The organism is Mesorhizobium sp. M7A.F.Ca.CA.001.04.2.1, from assembly GCF_003998485.1.
GTDB classification, from domain to species: Bacteria; Pseudomonadota; Alphaproteobacteria; order Rhizobiales; family Rhizobiaceae; genus Mesorhizobium; species Mesorhizobium ciceri.
This window is the reverse complement of record NZ_RZQT01000020.1, coordinates 22,839-45,337: the sequence shown is the minus strand read 5'-3', so window position 1 is coordinate 45,337 and position 22,499 is coordinate 22,839. Positions and strand designations below refer to the sequence as shown.

The 22,499-nt window shown below is 58.8% G+C and carries 16 protein-coding genes and 3 pseudogenes; 3 read left to right on the top strand and 16 right to left on the bottom strand.

Annotated elements, in window-relative coordinates; all coding sequences use genetic code 11:
* From nifE to queC, 9 genes and pseudogenes are all read right to left on the bottom strand, one after another.
* On the bottom strand, positions 1-1,485 hold the full coding sequence (gene nifE / locus EN955_RS09215; RefSeq protein WP_024505264.1) for a nitrogenase iron-molybdenum cofactor biosynthesis protein NifE: 1,485 nt from the start codon (positions 1,483-1,485) through the stop codon (positions 1-3).
* 61 nt (positions 1,486-1,546) lie between these two features.
* The gene (gene nifK, locus EN955_RS09210; protein ID WP_024505263.1) at positions 1,547-3,088 is read right to left on the bottom strand and encodes a nitrogenase molybdenum-iron protein subunit beta; all 1,542 of its coding nucleotides are present in this window, start codon (positions 3,086-3,088) and stop codon (positions 1,547-1,549) included.
* 129 nt (positions 3,089-3,217) lie between these two features.
* Positions 3,218-4,720 carry a nitrogenase molybdenum-iron protein alpha chain gene (nifD, locus tag EN955_RS09205; RefSeq protein ID WP_024505262.1) on the bottom strand — a complete coding sequence of 501 codons (1,503 nt, stop codon included), beginning with the start codon at positions 4,718-4,720 and terminating at the stop codon, positions 3,218-3,220.
* 87 nt (positions 4,721-4,807) lie between these two features.
* Positions 4,808-5,701 (bottom strand): nitrogenase iron protein, encoded by an 894-nt coding sequence (gene nifH, locus EN955_RS09200; RefSeq protein WP_024505261.1) that lies wholly within the window; start codon positions 5,699-5,701, stop codon positions 4,808-4,810.
* Positions 5,702-6,751: 1,050 nt separating this feature from the next.
* Positions 6,752-6,948: pseudogene (locus EN955_RS35310) on the bottom strand (7-carboxy-7-deazaguanine synthase QueE); the annotation flags it as partial.
* A 160-nt stretch (positions 6,949-7,108) separates the two neighbouring features.
* Positions 7,109-7,861, bottom strand: coding sequence for a carbonic anhydrase (locus EN955_RS09185; protein WP_024505260.1), 753 nt, complete (start codon positions 7,859-7,861; stop codon positions 7,109-7,111).
* A 767-nt stretch (positions 7,862-8,628) separates the two neighbouring features.
* Positions 8,629-9,354, bottom strand: coding sequence for a 7-carboxy-7-deazaguanine synthase QueE (gene queE / locus EN955_RS09180; protein WP_164752747.1), 726 nt, complete (start codon positions 9,352-9,354; stop codon positions 8,629-8,631).
* A gap of 5 nt (positions 9,355-9,359) precedes the next feature.
* Entirely contained in the window at positions 9,360-9,716 is a 357-nt protein-coding gene (gene queD, locus EN955_RS09175; protein ID WP_024505258.1) for a 6-carboxytetrahydropterin synthase QueD, read from the bottom strand.
* Complete coding sequence (gene queC / locus EN955_RS09170; RefSeq protein WP_024505257.1) at positions 9,716-10,414, bottom strand: 7-cyano-7-deazaguanine synthase QueC; 699 nt, start codon at positions 10,412-10,414, stop codon at positions 9,716-9,718. The genes queD and queC overlap by 1 nt, the downstream gene beginning before the upstream one ends.
* Before the next feature lie 369 nt (positions 10,415-10,783).
* Between queC and EN955_RS35305 the strand changes: the two are divergent.
* Positions 10,784-10,913: pseudogene (locus EN955_RS35305) on the top strand (transposase); the annotation flags it as partial.
* A gap of 6 nt (positions 10,914-10,919) precedes the next feature.
* On the opposite strand, the pseudogene EN955_RS09160 reads toward EN955_RS35305, so the two are convergent.
* From EN955_RS09160 to EN955_RS09145, 4 genes and pseudogenes are all read right to left on the bottom strand, one after another.
* A pseudogene (locus tag EN955_RS09160) lies at positions 10,920-12,122 on the bottom strand (IS3 family transposase).
* A gap of 254 nt (positions 12,123-12,376) precedes the next feature.
* The gene (locus tag EN955_RS09155) at positions 12,377-13,411 is read right to left on the bottom strand and encodes an LLM class flavin-dependent oxidoreductase (protein WP_081714418.1); all 1,035 of its coding nucleotides are present in this window, start codon (positions 13,409-13,411) and stop codon (positions 12,377-12,379) included.
* Between the two features lie 78 nt (positions 13,412-13,489).
* Positions 13,490-14,620 (bottom strand): histidinol-phosphate transaminase, encoded by a 1,131-nt coding sequence (hisC, locus tag EN955_RS09150; RefSeq protein ID WP_127218593.1) that lies wholly within the window; start codon positions 14,618-14,620, stop codon positions 13,490-13,492.
* Positions 14,621-15,492: 872 nt separating this feature from the next.
* A complete protein-coding gene (locus EN955_RS09145) occupies positions 15,493-15,765 on the bottom strand; it encodes a hypothetical protein (protein WP_196815419.1) in 273 nt (90 codons plus the stop codon).
* A 1,173-nt stretch (positions 15,766-16,938) separates the two neighbouring features.
* On the opposite strand from EN955_RS09145, the gene EN955_RS09140 reads away from it, so the two are divergent.
* Together EN955_RS09140 and rpoN are read left to right on the top strand one after the other, a co-directional pair.
* Positions 16,939-17,472 carry a peroxiredoxin gene (locus EN955_RS09140; RefSeq protein ID WP_024505252.1) on the top strand — a complete coding sequence of 178 codons (534 nt, stop codon included), beginning with the start codon at positions 16,939-16,941 and terminating at the stop codon, positions 17,470-17,472.
* A 68-nt stretch (positions 17,473-17,540) separates the two neighbouring features.
* Complete coding sequence (rpoN, locus tag EN955_RS09135; protein ID WP_024505251.1) at positions 17,541-18,974, top strand: RNA polymerase factor sigma-54; 1,434 nt, start codon at positions 17,541-17,543, stop codon at positions 18,972-18,974.
* Here rpoN and EN955_RS09130 read toward each other — a convergent pair.
* The 3 genes from EN955_RS09130 to EN955_RS09120 form a co-directional block, all read right to left on the bottom strand.
* Positions 18,971-19,597, bottom strand: coding sequence for a nitrogen fixation protein NifQ (locus EN955_RS09130; protein WP_024505250.1), 627 nt, complete (start codon positions 19,595-19,597; stop codon positions 18,971-18,973). The two genes, rpoN and EN955_RS09130, sit on opposite strands and share 4 nt — an antisense overlap.
* Entirely contained in the window at positions 19,584-20,636 is a 1,053-nt protein-coding gene (locus EN955_RS09125; protein WP_024505249.1) for an LLM class flavin-dependent oxidoreductase, read from the bottom strand. The genes EN955_RS09130 and EN955_RS09125 overlap by 14 nt, the downstream gene beginning before the upstream one ends.
* A gap of 138 nt (positions 20,637-20,774) precedes the next feature.
* Positions 20,775-22,376: an SDR family oxidoreductase gene (locus tag EN955_RS09120; RefSeq protein ID WP_024505248.1), complete on the bottom strand. Its 1,602-nt coding sequence runs from the start codon at positions 22,374-22,376 to the stop codon at positions 20,775-20,777.
* Between the last annotated feature and the right edge of the window lie 123 nt (positions 22,377-22,499).

Below are 22,499 nucleotides of genomic sequence, written 5' to 3'. Positions count from 1 at the left end.
TCAACACTCGCTGAACTCGTGTGCCGTCGCGCCGGCGAATTCATCGAACAGGTGCCCGGACTCCTTCTTCGTGCATGGCAGTTCGTCTTTTAGATCAGGCTGGCAATCCCACGGGGCCGGCTGGCGCACCTGAGACCAGACCGGATTGTGAATGGCGAGGTCGATCTGGCGTACGAGTTCCACCATGCCGGCATAGCCGGCATAAGGGTGCTGGCGCTCCTGGTTGATATCGAGCCAGGGCGTCTTGGCCTTGAGCGCAATGAATTGCGTGCGACCGCCCGACAGCATGATATCGGCCCTGTGTTCAGAGAGCATGGCGTACAGCTCGCGCGCAGCCATGTATTCGAACATATGCTTGTCGTGCTTGAGAACTTGTTTGATGCGCTCCTTGTCCTGCACCGTAGATTTCTTGACCGAGGTGCCGACGATCTCGATTCCGATCTCCATCAGCGCACGGACAACCGACCAGGACTTCACACCGCCTGTGTTGAGCAGCACGCGCTTGCCTTGGAGCCTTTGCCGGTAGGATTCGAGTTTCTTCCACGCGATCGCCTCCTGCTGCGCGATCAGCGTCTCCGTGCGCTCGAGGATCTCCGGATCGGCGCCCTTCCTCACCAGCAGCCTGACAAGGTTGCGAAGAGCTTGCGATGTGTCGGAGATGCCATAGAAGGAGCCCTCGAAGAACGGGATGTCCCAGCGCTCCTCCATCTTGCGGGCAAGACTGATCAGCGCGGTCGAGCACACGATCATTGCCGCCCGGGCGCGGTGCGCGGAAGCAATGTCGCGGTAACGCGCATCGCCGGGAATGCAGGCGCGCACCCGGATGCCGAGCCGATCGAGGAGCGGCTTTACAAGCCAGAATTCGCCCGAGAGGTTGAATTCGCCAAGGATGTTGATGTCGTAGGGCCCGGGGTCGTCGGGTTCGACCGTGCCGATGACATGATCGAGCAACGCCTCGGCGGCGAGCTTGTTGCCGAGGTTCTTGGAGCCTGCCAGGCCAGGCGCATTGATCGGCACCACGGCCAAACCGAACTTTTCCGTGGCGCGTTTGCACACGGCCTCGATGTCGTCACCGATCAGCGCCGTTACGCAAGTTGAGTAGACGAAGATCGCCGGCGGCGCGTATGTGTGCTTGATCTCGCGGATCGCCTTGAAGAGTTTCCGCTCGCCCTGCCCCATCACCAGGTCGAGTTCGGTGAGGTCGGTCGTGAAGCTTGTCCGCCACAAGGTCGGCCCTGACGAAACCGCACCACGGTTGTCCCAAGAATTGCCCTCGCAGGCGAGCGGCGCATGGACCAGATGCGCAACGTCGGTGATCGGCTGCAGGACGATCTTGGCTCCGTCAAAGGCGCAGCCGCCGGCTGCCGCCCCTGGTGTCAGCGACTTCGAGCAGCCCTCCTTGCGCGCCTTGGCATCTTTGCCACGGTTCTTATCGCAGGCGGGCTCATCGAAGGCGTCCTTGATTTTGGCGCTGAGGGAGGACATCGCTCAGCCTCCCCAGTCCATTGGGCAAGGAATGGCCTCGGCGAAAAGCCGGCCACGGCTCTTAGCGCGTGAGGTCATAGGAATAATCCGTCACACCCGTCTCGCTCGTCTCGCGATCGAGTTTGTCGAAGATCTTGTCGAGGATCGTCGTCAGCACGCGCAACGCGCCCTGGTAGCCAAAGAGCGCAAAGCGGTGATGATGGTGCCGATCGAAGATCGGAAACATCAGCCGGATCAGCGGCGTTCCGGTGTCGCGCTCCAGGTACTTGCCGTAGGAATTGCCGATCAAAAGGTCCACCGGCTCGGTAAAGAGCAGCGAGCGCAGCGCCCACAGGTCCTTGCCCGCCCAAACCTGGGCAGCCTTGCCGAAAGGCGAGGATGCTAGCAGCTTCTTCAAATCGGCTTCCCATGCCGAGGTGCCATTGGTGGCGAGGCAATGGGTTGGCTCGCCGCCGGTCTCCATGACAAAGCGGGCCATTGCGTGAACGAAGTCGGGATCACCGTAGATGGCGTATTTCTTACCATGCAGCCAGGATTGGCTGTCCGCCATGGCGTCTACCAGTCGGCCGCGCTCGAGGCGAATTGCCTCGGGAATCTCCTTGCCGGAAATCGCCGCGACCTCCATCAGGAATTCGTCCGTCGCCTGAACGCCGAGCGGATAGTGGAACGAGGCCGTCGCCTGCCCGACCTCCTCGCAATAGCCCAGTGTCTTTCGGGTGTTGTGATGCTGCAGCGAAAGCGTTGCCTCGGCGTTGAGGGCCTTCTTCACCTCGTTGATCTTCGTGCCCCCGTCATACATGCGGTATTCACCGTCCGAAGGCGTATCGAACTGGTCAGAGGCATCCTGGATCAATGTATAGGACACGCCCATTACATCGAGCAGGCGCTTGAGCTCCCGGTTGTTGCCGACGCAGAAGCCGTCGAAGCCCGGAATGATGTTGATGGTTCCTTCGATTTGCGTACGCTCCTGACCTTTCCAGAAGTGCTCCAAAATGCCTTTGACCATGTTGTCATAGCCGTCGACATGACTGCCAACGAAGGCCGGGGTGTGGGCAAAGGGCACGTCGAAGTCGCGCGGGACTGAATCTTCGTCCTTGGCGTTCTGGATGAAGCTGTGCAGGTCGTCGCCAATGACCTCTGCCATACAGGTCGTCGACACGGCAATCATCTTGGGGTCGTAGAGCTGGTAGGTGTTGGCGAGCCCGTCGACCATGTTCTTCAGGCCGCCAAACACCGCCGCATCCTCGGTCATTGAGGAGGAGACCGCCGCGGCAGGCTCCTTGAAATGGCGCGACAGGTGCGAGCGGTAATAGGCGACGCAACCTTGGCTGCCGTGGACGAAGGACATGGTTCGCTCGAAGCCGGCGGCAGCGAATACCGCACCCAGCGGCTGGCAGGCCTTGGCCGGGTTCACGACAAGCGCTTTGCGGGCGAGGTTCTTTTCGCGGTATTCCCACGTCTGGGTGAAATCGCGCTGATCGGAAACGATTTCATCGGGGTGCGGACATTCGAAGTTTAGCTTCTTCTCAGCGAGCATCTTTCTGTATTCCGGCTCGCGGAACAGGGGAGCGTGATCGAGAATTTTTTCAGCCGACTGCGGCATGATGATTACCTCTTTTGCATCTGGCTGCGCGGGACGGCAGCTCAGGACGTCAAGACGTTCCAGGCTCCGGCGGATCAGAGGCCGCGGGAGTTCACCGTCTCAGTGGGAGACTGGGGCTGAAGCAAATGTTTATTCGGCAGCCATCGCCCGCTCATCGCCCCGGCTTCTTTTCCAAGGCGCGTGGAATAGGTCCCAGACCGGGTTGTTAATGGCGAGATCCACATCACGTGCGAAAATGGCAAAGCCATCGTAGCCGTGATACGGGCCTGAATAATCCCAGGAATGCATCTGGCGGAACGGTATGCCCATCTTCTGCACCGGGTATTTTTCTTTGATTCCCGAGCCGACCAGATTTGGGCGAATCCCTTCGATGAATTTCTCCAACTCATAGCCGGTCACGTCATCGTAGATCAGCGTGCCGTTCTTCACGTAGTGGCCGGTGCGCTGATAGTCGTCGCTGTGGGCGAATTCATAGCCGGTGCCCACGATGACCATGCCGAGGTCCTCGTAGGCCGTGACGACGTGGCGGGGGCGCAGGCCGCCGACATAGAGCATCACGGTATTTCCTTCCAGGCGCGACAGGTACTTGGCGATGACCGCATCAACAAGCGGCCTGTACTTGGCAATGACCTTTTCGGTCTTCTCCTCGATTTCCGGCCCAAAATGCTTGGCTATGTTGCGCAGAGAGGCTTCGATCTGGGAGGGACCGAAGAAATTGTACTCCATCCAGGCGACGCCATACTTTTCCTCCATATGCCGACAGATGTAATTCATCGACCGGTAGCAGTGGATAAGATTGAGCTTAGCCTTCGGGGCGCGCTCGATCTCTGCGAGTGTGGCGTCACCCGACCAGTTGCCAACCACGCGCAGCCCTATCTCCTCAAGCAGTATGCGCGAGGCCCAGGCATCGCCGCCGATATTGTAGTCGCCGATGACGTTGACGTCGTAGGGGCCGGCCTCGAACTTGACATCCTTTTTGTCGAAGACCCAATCCCGGATTGCATCATTGGCGATGTGGTGGCCAAGCGACTGCGAGACGCCGCGGAAGCCCTCGCAGCGTACCGGCACGATCGTCTTGTCATACTCCTTGGTCTTTTTGCGAGAAACGGCCTCGGTGTCATCGCCAATCAGGCCGATAGGGCATTCGGACTGCACGGTGATGCCGTTGTTGAGCGGAAACAAGACTTCAATCTCGTCAATGATCTGTTCCAGCTTCTTGTCGCCGCCGAAGACGATGTCCTTCTCCTGGAAATCGGAGGTGAACTGCATTGTCCCGAACGTGTCGACGCCCGTTGTACCGACGTAGTAGTTGCGGCGCTGCGACCAAGAATATTGGCCGCAGCCGACCGGGCCGTGCGAGATATGGACCATATCCTTGACTGGCCCCCACACCACGCCTTTCGAACCAGCATATGCACAGCCGCGAATCGTCATCACCCCGGGAATGGACTTGATGTTCGATTTGACGTCGCATTCGGAAAGGACCTCGCTTTCCCCGCCAGCCTCGTTGCCGCTCTTTGCGACGTTGAGGTGCTTCTTGCGGCGCTTCGCCGCCTTGTCGGGATAATGCGACAGCACCTCTTCGATAAGCTTCGCATGAAGAGCACCGTCATTCTCGTATTCCCGGCTCATGAGTCCCCCTTTCAAGGTTGGGTGACGCCTCAAAGAATAGGCGCCGTTCTCTGCAAGGCGCGCCGATTCATGGCAGCGCTAATGTCACTACTGGGCCGCCGCCTTCGCCGCTTCCTTGGAGTGAAGCTCGGCAAGCATCTGCTCGTCGGTCTTCATGATGCCGAAGTCGAGCAGCATCTCCTCCAGCTCCTCCATGGTGATCGGCGTCGGGATCGTACCCTGGCCCGAATTGGCGTGGATCTTCTCGGCCAGAGCGCGGTATTCCCCTGCCTGCTTTGAGTCCGGCGCGTACTGGATCACCGACATCTTCCTGAGTTCGGCATGTTGGACGATGTTGTCGCGGGGCACGAAGTGGATGAGCTTGGAATTCAATCGGCCAGCCAGTGCTTCGGCCAGATCGAGTTCGCGGTCGGTTTGACGTTCATTGCAGATCAGCCCGCCCAGCCGCACACCGCCCGAATGGGCATATTTGAGGATGCCCTTGGCGATGTTGTTGGCGGCATAGAGCGCCATCATCTCGCCGGACATGACGATATAGATCTCCTGGGCCTTGCCTTCGCGGATCGGCATGGCGAAGCCGCCGCATACCACGTCGCCGAGGACGTCATAGGAGACATAATCGACATCGTCATAAGCGCCATTCTCCTCGAGGAAATTGATCGAGGTGATGACGCCGCGGCCGGCGCAACCGACACCCGGCTCGGGGCCGCCGGACTCCACGCACTTGATGCCTCTGTAGCCCACCTTGAGCACGTCCTGGAGTTCGAGGTCTTCCACCGAGCCTTCCTGTGCGGCGAGATCCAGGACGGTATCCTGAGCTTTCGAATTCAGGATCAAGCGTGTGGAATCGGCTTTGGGGTCGCATCCTACGATGAGGATTCTCTGCCCGAGGTCGACAAGGGCAGCGAGCGTATTTTGGGACGTGGTGGACTTGCCGATGCCGCCTTTTCCGTAAAAGGCGATCTGACGCAGACCTGACATAATAGCTTTCCTTCCTTCGTTCTAATTATCGCGACTGCCCGCGACACAAGTGCCGATAGGCAGCTCGTGCCGCCTCACACCAAGCATCGCAAAAAGCGTACCAGCGTGATCGGCCGATCCCAGAAGAAACTTTGTCATTAAATTCCAGCCGCTTAGACGGCGGCAAAACGCGCGAACGGGCCTTTCAGGCGTCTGTCACGGACACGACAAAGCCGACACAGATTGTCGTGCGCCATCCAAACCGCCGTGTGTCGAGCTCGAAGCGGGAGAATGGGGAAGTTAGCCCAAAGCTGATGGCGAGACCATCGGAAGACATCGGCTCTTGTCTTTCCAGCCTGCCATTGATCGGGCGGTCGCTGGATGAGCAGGAGCCTGGGGCTTGACCGCGGCGCGGGTAGTTCAGGCAGGCTTACAGAGCGGGAACGCCGGCGGCCGATAGACATCCGCGCTTACCCTTTCATAGCCCGTCTACAAGTTGGTTCCGCCGACGCGCTATATGGAAGCCAAATAATTCAGTAGCTTAGCCGAGAGCATTGATTTTTTCAGAAAGATACGTGTTATACGCGTATGAACCGCCGAACCCATGGTCGGCGCCCTCATGCGCGTGAGACCCCGTTGTGGGCGAGGCTCGCGACTGGCTGCACGATCCTAGCCGGCCTGCTTGCCATTGAGTTTGGTCCCGCCGCGGTAGGCTGCGGCATCAAGGGCAACATCAGCTACAACACTGGCAAGAAGATTATCACGTTCTTGGACAGGAATCTTACTGGGAGACACGCATCAACCTATTGAAGGGCGAGCGGTGGTTTTGTTCAGAGGAAGCTGCACGAAAGGCGCCCACGGGGCCGCCACGATCGCAAAGTGTGTACAAAAGCGCCCTCTCTGCCGAACTGAACAGTGCTCACGGCCATAGCCTCGGATGAGCCCGACTGGCTTGACCTCTGCATGATGAGAGCAGCTTTTACACCAGGTGCGCAGCACATGTCTTTAACGAACGCATCGTCTTCAAGAATATAGAGAGCAATTCGGAAAACCGAGTAGTTGGCGGCGAAGCTAGGAGAAGGTATACACCACCCTCTTGTTACCCCAGAGTAGAACGTGCAGCTGCGGCAAGACGCGGGCTTCGAACCACCTGTCGCTGGTCACCTTTTCTACCAGCGGTTCCATGCGCATCATATTCCGTCCGACTCGACAGAGACGTCTTCATTACCACGGCGGGGCGGCGTGTGATTGCCGGGTTGCAGACAAACCTCGCCGCGACGTCTTTGGGACGAGTGGTGCCGGCACCGAATCCCTATCATTTAGACTAGCCAGCTTGGGGAGCGCCGTCAGACCGCCAGACCGGAAGAGGAGGCTTCGCGCCAAGTTGTGCCAAGAATGTTGGACCGTGCGGAACCGCTGGGGCGGCGCTCAACTCTGGCGCAGGATGAAGCGTCGATTGGGTGAATGACTAGGGCGCGCGTTCGACGGGTAGAGTGAGGTAAATCGCTGGATGTCTGCCGGATCAACGTCAACCGGTTCCATCGCCACCATCCACTCGACGTTTTCGGTGCACGGCGGCGTCGTCAGTGAGCCTTCATAAGTCCAATAGCCAAGCGAGGCTGGCAGAAGCCAGTTGGGATTCACCTCGTCGATCGTCACCTCCCCATTCGGCAGTTCGGGAAAGGCCGCAGCAAGGGCAGCAAAGCTGGCATTTGTCGCGCCGGGCGTTAAAAAGACGCCCAGCACGCCCAGAGTACCACTTTGCGTGTCCTTGTGAACGAAATGCACCTCCATCGGGAAGCTCTTGCCCGCCACGTGATGTTCGCTTGGCGCATGGAAATGGAACTGTACCAGTTCGTAGACACGATCGCCGCGGGTCAGCGTGCTGCCTTGTGGCATATTGATTTGAATGGTGTGGCCGTTGTTCACCATATTGCCGCCGCCCTTGTGCCAGCCGATGGCGATATGCGGGATATCCGCCTTGACCGCGCTGTTGATATTGATCGGCGATTGCTGCGTGCCGGCAGAGCATACGAAATTTTCCTTATCCAGATCAGCCCAGTGCTCCGGTCCGACCGGACCGGTGTACCCCCAATGGGCACTGGTCGCTTGGGCGGCTTGAACGCAAATCCGGCATGCGCCGAGCGCAACCAACCCTTTGATCAGGTGACGACGATACATATTGCTTTTGCTCCTCTTGCGAACTGATGTTGGTGGCTGCCCTAATGGACGCGTGATGGCCAATCGGCGCGGCCACTATTGTCCTTTGCAACTGATGGATGCCCGCATGCCTTGGCGTGCTTTCATAAGTGCGGCTCCCGTTTCTCGGCTGGCCGGCTTCTGCAGCCCGCAACGGGGGCAGTTTCAACCAGCTAAACGATAAAAAATTTGAGCAGACCAGCGCTTGACCCCCGCCGCAAAGGCACAGGCGAAGGTGATCACTGCGCGGCTGCCGCGCGCCTGAGGCCGCATCGCTATACTTTACACTCGCTGCCCAAGGAGACGCAGGCGACCCCAATACGTTTTCATCGCTACTCCCGACGCAGCCGACGACGCCACGAAAACGTTGCTATATTTCACGTTGGGCCAGTGAGGAAATCGATCTTCTTTATGGAAGGCATTTGCGCAATGGATGCATTCCCATGCTGACAGTCGTGCGTCAGGCCGGACAATGAGATACATCGATAAGAGCTGGACAAGGATGAGGGGATGACGTGCTTGCGACGGAGCAGGTGGGGCGAGAAGGCCAGTTCTTGCGGATTTCAACTTTGCGTGACGACAGCTCATCGGAGTCAAGGTGACACACGCCGGCAGCGGGGTGTCCGGGCGGTTTCCAGCCGCACAATCGCGAGACCGCTGACGCGAACAAAGCTCGGCTGTACTCGGCACGCGAAGAGAGCCTGCCAAGCCGTTGGAGCCCGGCCTTCCGGTGCGACGCAAGCCGCAGACTAGACCGCCCTCTTGTTACCCCAAAGCAGAACGTGCAGCTGCGGCAACACGCGGGCTTCGAACCACCTGTCGCTAGTCACCCTTTCGACAAGCCATTCCATTCGCATCATTATTCCGTCCAAGTCGACAGAGGCGTCTTCACTGCCAGGGCGCGGCGGCGTGTGATTGCCGGGTTGCAGATAGATCGGAAGGTGCGGATATCTCGCCGCGACTTCTTTGGCGTAGGCATAGTCACTCTCGTCGAAAACGACGAGCTTGAGCACGATTTGCGGCTTCTCTTGCGCCGCTTCGAGGCATGCATCAAACGCAGCCCAACGGGTCGTCATCTCGCTGGACGGCGGCTTTGGGCTAAGGGTCAGCACGTCAAGATCCGCAAACCACTCCCTCACCACGGAACCCTGCGTTTCCAGTGCAAAACGATAGCCCTCGCGATGGCCGCGTTCTATGAGGGGACCGAACGGCTGAATGGCCGGGTTGCCGCCTGACAAGGAGACCATAACCGGCCTGCCGCCGGAAAGCGCATGGACGGTTTGCCACACGGCATCGATCGGCATCGGTAGCCATTCATGGCGATACTGATTGTCCACCGCGTGAAGGCTGTCGCACCATGAACAGCGATAATCACATCCGCCGGTTCTGATGAACACCGTCGGCAAGCCGATGAGCACGCCCTCGCCCTGGATAGTCGGCCCGAATATCTCGCTCACACGGATTGCGGGATGCATGTCGGTCACGGACGGTATTCCGCCCAAGTTTTCGGTGTTTCGCTAACGCGCACGGCCGCGGTCTGCGGCAGACGTGCCTTGCACCATTCATAGAAATGTCTGGCCAGGCATTCCGCCGTGACCTTCTCATGTCCCAGCACGTCGTTGAGGTGCCGATGGTCGAAGCTCTCGTCAATGTAGCGTTTGAGCGGCGCCAGATCGTGATAGTCGCGCACGAAGCCGTGGGCGTCCAGTTCCTTGGCCGACAGCTGCACTACGACGACATAGTTATGCCCGTGCAGGCGCGCGCATTGATGGTTGGGAGGCAAGGAGGTGAGCTGATGCGAGGCCGAGAAGTGGAATTCCTTGCTGATGTGGAACATTACGCGCGCCTCCTGCGCAGCGCCTCAAGCCAGAAATCGGCGTCCTCGTAGTCGGTGGGATCAGCGTGCCCGGCGAGATGGAACGCTTCGCGCCGCTCGACGCAGGTCCCGCATCGTCCGCAGTGACGCACGCCGCCCTTGTAACAGGACCAGGTCTCAGCAAACGGGGTGCCGTATCTTGCGCCATCCGCAACAATGTCAGCTTTTCTGAGATTCACATACGGTGCATAGAGGCGTATCTGCGCATAGCCGTCGAGCGCGCGGTCTTGCATTGTCTGGAAAGCTTCAATGAAGGCCGGACGGCAATCGGGATAGATGAAATGGTCCCCACCATGCACGGCCGCCGCCACCGCTTCGGCGCTGTGGGCGGCGGCGAGACCGAAGGCGATTGCCAACATGATGGCATTGCGGTTCGGCACCACCGTAATCTTCATCGTGTCTTCGGCGTAGTGGCCGTCCGGCACGTCGATACTGCTAGTCAGCGCTGAGCCGGAAAGGCCACGGCCAATTTCGCCGATGTCGATGATCTGGTGCGGGACCTTCAGTCGCTGCGCGCAAAGAGCGGCGAAGCCCAATTCCTTCCTGTGCCGTTGGCCATAGTCGAAAGATAGAAGGCCGGTGAGTTCGTGCTCCGCTGCCACCATGTGAGCAAGGGAAACGGAGTCCAATCCGCCAGAGCAGACGGCGAGAGTCTTCATCATTGGTATCCTTGTTTTGACCGGGTAAGGCTGCGACCGGAGATTTCTCTGCGCCCCCACTACTCCAGCGACTCAGTTTTGTGAACCGGGAGAATTTGCGCTCAGCCCGATTGGAACGGGAGTGCGTCGCGTCCAACACGCGTGATCAATAAAAGTTGAGCGCTTCAGCAGTTTGTTTCGCATCGCGCCAACTTTCGCAACCTGCTGTCCGATCGTCGACTTCGAGACAAGGTGATGTTCGGCCGACATCGGCTGGCTCTTAATTAAGCCGCAGAACACATGTTGGCTTTCTGGCCTTCGCTTGTGCGGTTGGCGAGGGCGACATGGATGCCAGCAAATTTGACATTGGCGACATCCGCCTGGAGAACCCTGCGCGGCGCGATTGAGGCCGCAGGCGAGCCTGCTCTACCTGCCGCCCTACAGTCCCGACTTCAATCCGATTGAGAACGCCTTCGCCCAACCTAAGGCGCTGCTGCGAGCAAAGGCCGAGATAACCATCAAGGCTCTATGAGACTGACGTTGCCCCAGCAGTTTTGAGTTCGTTTCCGGCGTGGGTTGTGCCCTGCTGGGCGGGTGAAGCGACGGGCGCTGGCGCGGAGCCCTTGGCATAGCGCAGCGCGAGCGACCGTCGCGGATTGAAGGTGCTGGCGAACTTGGCCGGGGTCTGCCAGGGGGGAGTGCGGCCGCGCGGTGTTGTAGTCGGCGTGCCACAGGGCGATGGCTACGCGCGCCTGAGCCAGCGAGGTGAACAGCGTCTCGTTGAGCAGTTCATCGCGCAGTCGGCCGTTGAAGCTCTCGATGAAGCCATTCTGCATCGGCTTGCCGGGCGCAATGTAATGCCATTCGACGCGGTTCTGATCCGCCCAGGAGAGGATGGCGTTCGAGGTGAACTCGCTGCCATTGTCGCTGACGATCATCCTGGGCCGGCCGCGCTGGTGATGAGCCGGTCCAATTCGCGGGCAACCCGCATGCCCGAGAGAGACGTATCAACGATGAGTGCCAGGCACTGTCTCGTGCAGTCGTCGACGACGGCCAGGATGCGGAAGCGGCGCCCGTCGGTGAGCTGGTCCGATACGAAGTCGAGCGACCAGCGCTCGTCGGGCCTCAGCGGCACCAGCATCGGCGCCCTGGTCCCGATCGCCCGCTTGCGGCCGCCACGGCGGCGAACGGCGAGCTTCTCCTCCCGATAGAGCCGGAACAGCTTCTTGTGGTTCACGACCAGGCCCTCCCGCCTCAGCATCACGAGAAGACGCCGGTAGCCGAACCGGCGACGCTCCTGCGCGATCGCCTTCATCCGCTCGCGAACCTCCCGGTCGTCCGGCCTGCTGGTCTGGTAGCGAACCGTCATGCGGCAACAGCCGATGGCTTTACACGCCCGCCGTTCGCTCATCCCGAAGCCTTCCTTCAGGCGAGCGACAGCTTTCCGCTTGGCGGCGGGCGTCACCATTTCTTTCCCACAAGGTCCTTCAACGCGGCATTGTCGAGCATGGCGTCGGCCAAAAGCCGCTTCAGGCGCGTGTTCTCGTCCTCCAGCGCCTTCAGGTCGCCGAGCCTCGGAGACATCCATCCCGCCGAAGCGGGCCTTCCAATTGTAGATCGAGGCGTCGCTGACCCCGTGCTTGCGGCACAGATCGCCAACCGATACCCCGGCCTCGTGTTTCTTCAAAATTCCGATGATCTGCTCTTCAGAGAAGCGGCTGCGTTTCATGTCCTGGTCCTCTGGATGGGCCAGAACGAACTTCAAACCGGATTAGATCAGAGGGGCAAGGTCAGGACGCCTCGGCGCGGTCGTCGACCTCTTCACCCCAGCCGAATGTGCCAACTACTTCAAAGCCGCAGGATATGACCTGGATCAGATAGGACGTGCTCCAATGGTTTACACCTGACACAGGAGTCCGGCCCCCACAACCGTTTCGCAATGAGGAGCAGCGCTGCCGCTGCTCCTCCAATCACACGACGGATTCACGATGCGGCAACTCGAGCCATGATTTCGGATCGAATGGCCGATGCGGTGTATAGTGAGGCATCCAGCGGCAAATCTCCAAATGCCAGTTGACACAGAAGATAATTAGCACCTGCCTCTTCCAGCTGATCAAGGAGAGCTTTTCGGACAGAATCTGCCGTTCCCACGACGCACAATTCACTTTCAATTGCTGCATCGAAGTTCAAAGGCAAGTTTGGTGGAGTGGAAATGGCATTTAGTTCGTATAGAAATTTGAAGCTATTGAGCCATCGTTCATAGGCAGGTGCTGCGAGCAAATACGCATCTGTTTCAGAACGCCCTATCACCACCATTCGGAGCAATCCAAGAAATGGCGCTTGCTGGCCAATGTCAGCATCGTGAATTCGGGCGGCGCGGAACGCGTCGGTAACGCTGCGAACAGAAGTGGAGGGTCCGACGCAGGCGATGTTTGCCCCATTCGCAGCGGCCCAGCTAGCCGGCTCGGGTCGATTGGTGGCGATCCATGTCGGCGGATGGGGATATTGGTGAGGTCTCAACGTCAGCGGAACATCTTTCAACTCAAAGTGGCGGCCCTGATAAGAAAGCGTCCCGCCTTTCATCGCATTGATGAGAATCTCACTGGCCTCCGCATACTGTTCTGGTGCTGCTTCTACAGCAACCCCGAAGTATCCCAATTCAGTGGGAGCAGAGCCGCGCCCTATGCCGAGTTCAAGCCTGCCGCCGCTCAACTGATCAAGCATGCAGATCTCCTCGAAGGCACGCAGCGGATGATAGAGCGCAAGTAGCATTACCATGGGACCAACACGAAGACTGCGGGTTCGCTGGGCGACGCTCGCTAAGAACATATTCGGTGATGGACCTCTGCCATGCGGGGTACAGTGGTGCTCGGCGAGATGATACGCATAAAAGCCAAAGCCATCGCACGCTTCTGCTAGGCTCAGCCGATCTGCATATTGCTGTGCGATGTCATCGCCGTTTTCGTCCAGATGATCGAAGATGCCGAAGGTCAGGCCCGAAGCGGAAATTTTCTTCAATTAATTGCTCTCCAAATTACCAATTATTTGTTCGATAAAATCATAGCTCACGACATATCAACACCTATTACTTGATGCTTAATGTGAATCGACTTCATGCTTGTGAACACCGCGATTCTTCTTAAAGTTCATACAGACGCGTTCGGCGGCAGCAAGGAATTTGTCCATCTGCTCTGTGGTGCCAATGCTGACGCGAATACAGTTCTTCAAATCTACGTCAGGAAAGCTGGCGATGAGGATCGCCTGCTCTTTCAACGCGGCTTGCCAGCATGAGCCCTCCTGTCCCGCCGGCACACGGGCCAGCAAAAAGTTTGCGTGGGAGGGTGTTACGGAAAAGCCAAGTTGCAACAGCGCCAGGGTCACTCGCTGTCGTTCATGCTTGATGTGCCTGTGGTTCTCTTCGTAGGCGTGGCGATGCGCAAGAATGCTTTTCCCGACCGCCTGCCCGATCACGTTCATGTTGAAGACATTCTGGATGTTGCGCAGCCTGCCAATGATTTCTGGGTGACCGAAACCGAAGCCGACTCGCACGCCAGCGGCAGCATAGCTCTTTGAAAAAGTCCTCAAGATCAAAAGATTCGGATGTCTATTGACGAGGCGCAGGGCATTGTCGGGTGCGAAGTCAACGTAGGCCTCATCCAAGACGATCAAGCGATCTGCTTGCTCCACAAGGCGTTCGATTTCGGCCACCGGCACGAATGTTCCGGTCGGATTGTTCGGATTAGCCAACAGAATGAACTTCGCGTCTTTTGCGGGGCCGGACAGCAGTTTTTCTATCGGCAGGGGATGAGCTTCGCTCGATGCGATTTCGAGAAACTCGGCACCCTGCAACATGGCAAGTTTACGGTTGAACGAAAATCCGGGCGACAGCATTGCCACTCTATCTCCTGGGGCGAGGAAAGCTCTGTAGATGAGTCCGAGCAGCTCCGACGAACCGTTGCCGGCAATCACCTGATCTTTGGAAAATCCGTAAGCATCGGAGGCAGCTGCCCTTAAGCTGAGATTGTCGTCTTCCGGATAAAGATACTGGTGTTCGATCGCAGCAATTGCACTTTGCATTACGCTCTTCGGCAACGGAAACGGGTTCTCGTTCGTATTTAGCTTAACGCAATTTGCATCCGTCGCTGGTCCGTTGGACGAGAGAGCATCTAATTTGCTGGCCACCGGCGAAAAAAGCGAAAGCACGGTCTTCAGTTTTGCATCGCACATGTTCTTCTCCGTTTTTCAGTCCCGCAGGGCATGTGACATGAGGCAATCGTTGATCGTGACTTGATCGACGTTCGGCTATATCAGCGCTGCCTTCCCACCCTGGTGGGGATCGCCGACCACGGTTTGGATTTGACACCGGGAAGCTGTCGAGAACCTGATGACGACCCAACGTTTGGCCGACGGCCGATTCGGCGCAACAGACGGTGTTTCAACATCGCATCGTCCTCAAAGCCGCATGCAGGGCCTGCACGACAGCCCGTCTCCAGCGCCCGCAGATAGGTGGAAGCCGAAGTCTTGCCGAACCTCAGTTGCTCTGCCACCTGGCCCACCGGACTGCCCTGTTTATGGGTCAGGCGCAGGATATCTCTGACGCTCGTTCGTCTTGCTTGCTTCCGTCTTGGCATGGGCTCTCTCGGTTTGCTGATGAGAGAGCCAAATACCGGCTCATCTGAGCATGAGACGCAGGCCTGACGATATGGAGCGTCGCTGGTGGCGCGCGTAGCCAAGAGGGTTCGCCTCGCTGGCGGGGCATGCAAGACGGCGCACCTCCTTAGCCATCCTGTCCCATCGTCTCAGATCGTGAGGCGCACCTTATAGTCGGTGAGGAGATCTTGCAGGGTCAGGTTACGCCCTAGCGCTTAAGGTTGTTGGTCGCACCGAGCAAGCGCGGGACCTGTCGACGGACAACAGCGGTGCCACTGCCGGCACTAGGTCGTCCAGCATCACAGTGAACCGCGTACGTAGTATTTTGTCGTAGGCGGCATTCTGGATAGCCGGATACGGGCTCTTCACCCGCTGCACCACCGATTGCGGGATGATGTCGCGAGAAACATTCACGGATTTCGTGAAAAAAGTGTCCCCGCCGAAGAGCCCTACTCGCGGGGGCGGTGCAGCACCACCTCGGTGTCACTGTTCGTGTTCATGCGATGGACTAGGCCGGCCAGCTGTTGACGCAGCTCGCGGTAGTTGTAAGTCTCACCCGTGTAGACGAGCACCAAGTCAGGTCGGCCATCCTCCTGGAGCATCCTCGGCTGGCGGCCGCCCTGGATATCGATGATTGCCAGGCGGTGGTGTCCCAGCGCCGCAGGCCCGCCGATCCAAGTCCCCTCGTCGTCCGGACCGTGGTTCGCTATGGTGGCCGTCATATCGGCAAGCTCCCTTCGCGCATCGGGACCTCCGAGGTCTCGATTGAAGTCGATCCATTCACAGATGCCGCACAGGTTATGTCGCCGCATTTGGGCGAAGCAGATATAAGGCCAGTGGGAAACCATCGAGGCAAAGTGACGGATCTAGCCCAGCTACGATCCGCATCCGACATTGTCGGACATCGGACAGCACCGCGATTCGCTGCATAGGAAGCCTGGAGTCGCGATTTCCCCTGGGGGAATCAGCGCATGAAAGGAGAGCTGGGTCGTGTCTGCCGAAATGAGAAATTGCTCCCCCTTATTGCCTCACCGAGGAATGTTACCCAGCGCGATAGACGGACATGCCCTATTTCCCCCCGTTGCAGCTGAGGGAGATAGGGGCCAGCTCTTCATTCAACCCTCATGGAGGATGATCAGCCCAGCCATTTCCATGCGCCGGCCTTCACAAGCCGTGCACCATTCAGGTTCTTTTCCTTGAAGCGCGACGATCCTTGTCAGACGTCGCAACACTTGCTGCCGAGAGCACGAGCTCTTCCTCGAGCATGCCTTGATCTTCGCCTCGAACGGCTCGCACATGCTGGGTTTCAACGACTTCGCAGAGGTTGATATTCTGCAGTGACTTCGTCTCGCTGCTGCACGGCATTGACGCTGGGAGCCATGCTCGCGGGGCGCAATTGTGCTGAAGCCGGTGCCCACGGCAACGTTTCTTAACCCGCCCCAGATCCTGGCGTTTGGCTATTTGCGACATTCGTGTCCGGCTTCGGACAAAGGCCGGGTTTGCCGAACGGAGTCGCACCCAATTTCCAGTGCTGCTTGAGCAATAATATCGACCGGCATTACTGCACAACACGAAAGTTGCTGCAAAAACCGAAGTGAACCCAAGGCATCGGGTCAATTGGCATGGCGCTTGCGACTCGGTCGATAGAACGCAGTCAAAATCACGGTTGCAGACCATGCCTACCTCTCAAAGCTCGATAAAGCACGCGAGCAAAATTCCCCGTCTCCGCGGAAGCTCGTCGCCGTTAAACGTGCCTGCTCGGGGGCGGTCTTGCACAAGACCGGTCCGAGGCAACCACGCCAAGGCGCGAGGCTGCCGGAACTGTCGACCGAAGTCGATGCCGCTTCAGTTTAACCGAAAAATGCACCGTATCACTTTGGCCTGGAAGCAAATCAATGACCTATAGAAAGAACGTTCCTCTCGTGACCTTTCGCACGCGTGTTCGCGATGAGTCGATCGGGGGGCCAAATCCTTATCGGTGGGAGAACAAGACCTCCGACGATTATTTCGGGGGCAAGCGCATCATCCTGTTCTCGCTGCCTGGCGCCTTCACCCCGACCTGCTCGACCTTCCAACTGCCCGATTTCGAAAAACTCTATGATCAATTTCTGGAACTGCGAATTGACGCGATCTACTGCGTCTCGGTCAACGATGCTTTCGTCATGAATGCGTGGGGAAAGTCCTTGGGGCTGCAGAAGATCGAGCTGATCCCAGACGGGTCGGGCGAGTTCACGCGCAAAATGGGCATGCTGGTCGCGAAGGACAATCTGGGCTTTGGCATGCGCTCCTGGCGATACGCCGCTCTGATCGACGATGGCGTGGTGGAGCAGTGGTTCGAGGAGGAAGGCTTCTGTGACAACTGCGAGACGGACCCCTATGGCGTTTCATCCCCGCAAAACGTTCTCGACAAATTGAAGGCGGCGGCATGACCCAGAAGTGGAAAGTCTCACACAACCCAAGCACACACTAGAGCCTCCTCGGCAGATCACGGTTCAACATGCATCTCTCAGCAAGCCTGCTTCAACGCCAGAAGCAACGTATGGTCTTATCGCCTCAAGCCATTGAAGCTATTCGCTTGCTGCGATTGACGCATACTGAACTCCATCAGCTCGTGCAGCAGGCACTCGAGAAGAACCCCGTTTTGAAGCCTGACCCGTTTGACGACGATTCGCCGCTGCCAGGGGTGGATCAGCGGAGCAGTCAAAGCAGAAGCGAAATCGGCGAATCGCCCATTGGCGGGCCGTCTGGCGGGCGCGGGCAATGGAAGTCGCAACGCAGTAGCGGCAACGATCGACCTGCCGTCGAGGAGTTTACCGCCCACACCGAAACATTGCACGACCATGTCGCCCGCCAGGTCGCCCTCACCCCGTTCACCCCCCAGGAGCGGCTGATTGCCGGACAGCTCGCCGCTCATCTGGAGGACACTGGCTATCTTCAGGTAAACCTTTTCGATCTGGCCAGGAGGTTAAACGTTCGGCAAGCTGATGTGGAACGGGTCATCGGAATCTTGCAGCAATTTGATCCGCCGGGCATTTTTGCGCGAACTCTCAGCGAATGCCTGGAGATTCAGCTGCGCCAGCAAGACCGGTTCGACCCGGCTATGGCAGCTTTGGTCGCCAATCTCGAGATGCTTGCACGGGGGGATTTTCAGGGATTGAAGCAGCGTTGCGGAGTCGACGAGGAGGATCTCCTCGACATGAGGAACGAAATCCGCGCGCTCGATCCCAAGCCTGGAGACCGGTTCCAGTCCGGGACGCCGGAAACCATCGTACCGGACGTCTGGGTAATGCCCTCGTCCGAAGGTGGATGGCGGGTGGAGCTTGATCCGGCCACGCTGCCCAAAGTGTTGATCAACCACACCTATGTCGCCGAAATCTCGCAGCTGACCAAGCAAAATCCGGAAGGCAAAGCGTTTCTCGACCATTGCCAGGAAACAGGGAACTGGCTGATCAGCAGTCTCAAGCAGCGCGCTAAGACGATCCTTAAGGTTGCGAACGAAATCGTGCGCCAGCAGGATGCCTTTTTTACACACGGCGCCGCCCATCTGCGGCCTCTCTGTCTCAAAAATGTCGCTGACGAGATCGGCATGCACCAGTCGACGGTAAGCCGGGTGGCTTCGAACAGGTACATGTTAACTCCGCGCGGGGTGTTCGAGCTGAAGTATTTTTTCGCTGCGCCAATCGCATCCTGCGAGGGCGGCGATGCGCACTCCGCCAAAGCTGTCCGCCATCGGATCAAGGCAATCATAGCCGAAGAATCGCTCGACAAGGTACATTCCGACGAAGACATCGTTGCTCAACTCAAGGAGACCGGCATCGATGTCGCTCGCCGTACCGTCACCAAATATCGCGAGGCGATGAACATCCCTTCCTCCATACGACGGCGCCGCGATAAGCGTTTGTCCGCAGCTGCGATCAAGCGAAGTGACTAACCGACATTCGTGGTCGGCGAGAGGCAACTCTCAACTTCCTCCGGGCCGAAGCAGCTTTCGAAGTCATGGCATTCCCCGCAACTGGGTGCTGTGCATGACGAAAAGCCTTCGGCCTCACACAGCTTGCGGTAAAAGTACTTTTTCCATTTCATGTTTTCTGTGTTGCCTGCCGCCAGCGCGGGAAAATGTCTGGCAAGCAGGCGGCTGAGCTCAGCGCGATTTGAGAGGCCAAGATCCCGCCAAAGATGGTCCATGCGCATCGCACGCCGGGCGATGATCTTGGCCAAGCGGGCGCTCGCCGGGTCGGCCGGCGCAGCATGCGCTAGCAGCAGCCGGCGTAGCAGTTCCTCTTCCAGTTCCGGCTCGGGCTCGCTCAACTCCTCCAAAGCGAATACGCTGCTGGAGGTAGACGGGAAAGTTGCGGCCAAGACATCACGCAATTCGACAGACGAAAGGCCTGTCCCCTCCGTCGCCAACACCTCGCCCGCCTGGACCTCCTCAAGCGAACGTGAATGTACGCAGGGCAGCACATGCTGATCGAAGCTCCTCCCTAGCTCGGACCCACGCCATTGCGCGCTGGATAGGCAGCCATCATCGTAACGGCCGGCTTCAGCTTCCGGCATGACAAAGCGCCTTGTTGACCGCAGGGATGATCTTGTCGCCCCAGAGCTCGATCTGGCGCAGCATCGTCTTTTGGTCGAAGTCGCCCAATTGAGTCTGAACTGCGATCTGGTCCGGTTTCAAGATATCGATCTCTTCCAGCAGGCGATCAATCACGCGATTTACGCTGCCAATCGGCAAATTTTTGCGCATGGTCTCGAAGGACAGATCCTGCTGGGTCGGTGTCTCCTGCAGCAGGTAGCCATCGTGGCTCTGTTGGCGGCGCTGATGCAGGGCTTCAGAAAGCCGGCGCTGGAAGCGGGCATTGTCGAGATAGCTGTTGATCTCCAACTCGTCGTGGCTGGCATAGCAGCAGCGCAGCAGCGATATCTTGACGTCGGTGACGTTCTTTTCCTCGGATGCCGCCGCCCTCTCGACTGATTCACGCAGTGTGGTCAAAGTCTCTAAGCCGTCGTGGAAGGCTGTGACAAAAAAATTGTGCCCCTCGCGGTAGGCCCGAGCCATCCGTGCGGCTCCGCCAGCGATCCAGATAGGCGGCGTCGGCTGCTGGACTGTGCGGACCGAAATCGCTGTTGGGGGGATCTTCTCATATTGGCCGTCGTGTTCGAAGACGTTTTGGTTGAGGCCCTTGAGAATGATGTCCAGGTATTCCGAAAAGACGGCCGGCGCCTCATCGATGTCCACGCCGAACCGTTCGAACTCGAACTGCTGGTATCCCAAGCCTACGCCGAGCTCGAGACGGCCGTTCGCAACGATGTCGGCGAAGCCGATCTCGGACAGCAGGCGCTGCGGTTGGTAAAGCGGCAGCACGCAGACGGCAGTGCCCAGGCGAATCGTGCTTGTCAAGCCGGCGCAGTGCGCCACCATCATCAGCGGGGATGGTATGAGGCTGTAATTGTTGAAGTGGTGCTCAGCAAACCACGCGGTGTTGAACCCAGCCTGCTCCGAAGCGACGGCCTGTTCGATGGAGTTGCGGATGACGCTTTCTGAGGATTGGTGATAGCCACGCTGGGCGGCCAGAATGAAAGTGGCAAATTCCATGATTTCTCCTCGTTATGGACACGTCAGCCGACCGGGAATGTGCTCGGCATGCGCATGCTTGGATCTCAAGCACCTCAGGTGCGTCGTGGAGCCGAGGCTTCATAATGCTCGGCCGGTCGCCCTGGGAAGGCCTGGCAATTAACCTGCGGCCTCCGCAAAACATTCGTCATAGAGCTCGCTGGCGTTTCCCGCATCACCGAACGAGGTCCAGCCGCCGTCCACGTAGAGGATCGAGCCGTTGATGTATGAGGCGTCAGACGAAGCAAGGAAGAACGATGCATCTGCGACGTCTTCTGGCCGTCCCATCCTGCCCATGGGGATGCGTCGTCCGATTGCTGTCAGGTCGATGCGGCCGGCTTTGGCCAACTGAGCAAGTGCGGGCGTGCGGATGTGGCCAGGAGCGACGGTGGCTGTCCGAATTCCGACCGGCCCGAGTTCGGCCGCCATGCAACGGGTCAGCATATCCATCCCCGCCTTGGAGGCGCCGTAGGCATGGCGCGGCGCGAACGGCAGAAAGCTGTCGATCGACCCGAGATTGAGGATCACGCCGCCCGGGCGCATAGCCTTGATCGCTTCGCGCGCGCAGGTGAAGGCGCCGGTAAGGTTGACATCCAGGACGTGTTCGAGCTGTTTCGACAGTTGCTCGATCGCAGGCACAATCCTGTCGGCGGTATCAGCACTATTGACCAGAACATCGATATACCCGAAGCGTCCCCTCAGTTCTTCGAACATCGACACCACATCGCTCTCGACGGCCACGTCCAGCGATTTCGCCAGATGCTTGCCGGGGAGCGATGTAGCCAGCTCTGCCGCTGCAGTGCCATCTTTATCAGCAATCACGACGGTGTCGCCGTTCGCGGCAAAGCGGCGAGCGACGGCCGCGCCAATGCTTTTTGCGCCACCGGTGACGAGCACGATTCGCGCATCTGTGCATTCGGCCGGACAGGAGAGCTCGGCTTGAAGCGCACCACCCACCGGCGGGTGAGCATCCCCCGGCTGGTTGAATGACATCCAGCCTCCGTCGACTGCCAGCACCGAGCCGGTGATGTAGCGCGCCTGCGTGCTGCTCAGAAAACGCACGACCCTGGCGATCTCGTCGGGGCGAGCCAAGCGCCCCATCGGCACGCGGCGGCGTATCGCCGCGAGGTCCATTTTGCCAGCGCGTGCCAGTTCTGTGACCATTGGGGTGCGGACGGAGCCCGGCGCCACCGCCGTGACGCGGATTCCTCGCATAGCCCACTCGCATGCAAGGGATTTTGTCAACGAGATCACGCCAGCTTTCGAGGCTGCGTAGGCGTTGCGCCTGGGATTGCCGACCACGCCCGCCATCGAAGCCACATTGACGATCGCACCGCCCGGCTTCATGCGCCGCGCCGCTTCCCTGGCCATAACGAATGGCCCAATAAGGTTCACTGTCACGCCGCGTCGGAAGGTATCGACAGCGGTGTCGATGATCCTATCCATCGTGGGTCCAACCGCCGCATTGTTGATGAGGACATCGATTTGCGCGAAGCGTGCTTCGACCTGGCCGAAAAGTGAGAGCATGTCCTTCTCTCGCGACACATCGCACTCCAGACCGACGTGCGGCGACCCGAGATCCCGAGCCAGTTCAACCACACCACTGCCCGGAAGGTCCACCGCAACTACAGTGTCTCCGTCCGCGGCAAGGATATCGACCAGGGCACGGCCGATCCCGCCCGCAGCGCCTGTGATGATTACGGTGCGTGCTGCCAGTTTCACGAGAGCTTCTCCACGATGACCGCTTGTGATCTCAGCCCATCAACCTTGGGCGGAATGAAGGGCCGAGCCAAATCGTTCCAGTGACCGCCAGTTGCGGCCCCACACAGATGTCGTTCCCGTAGG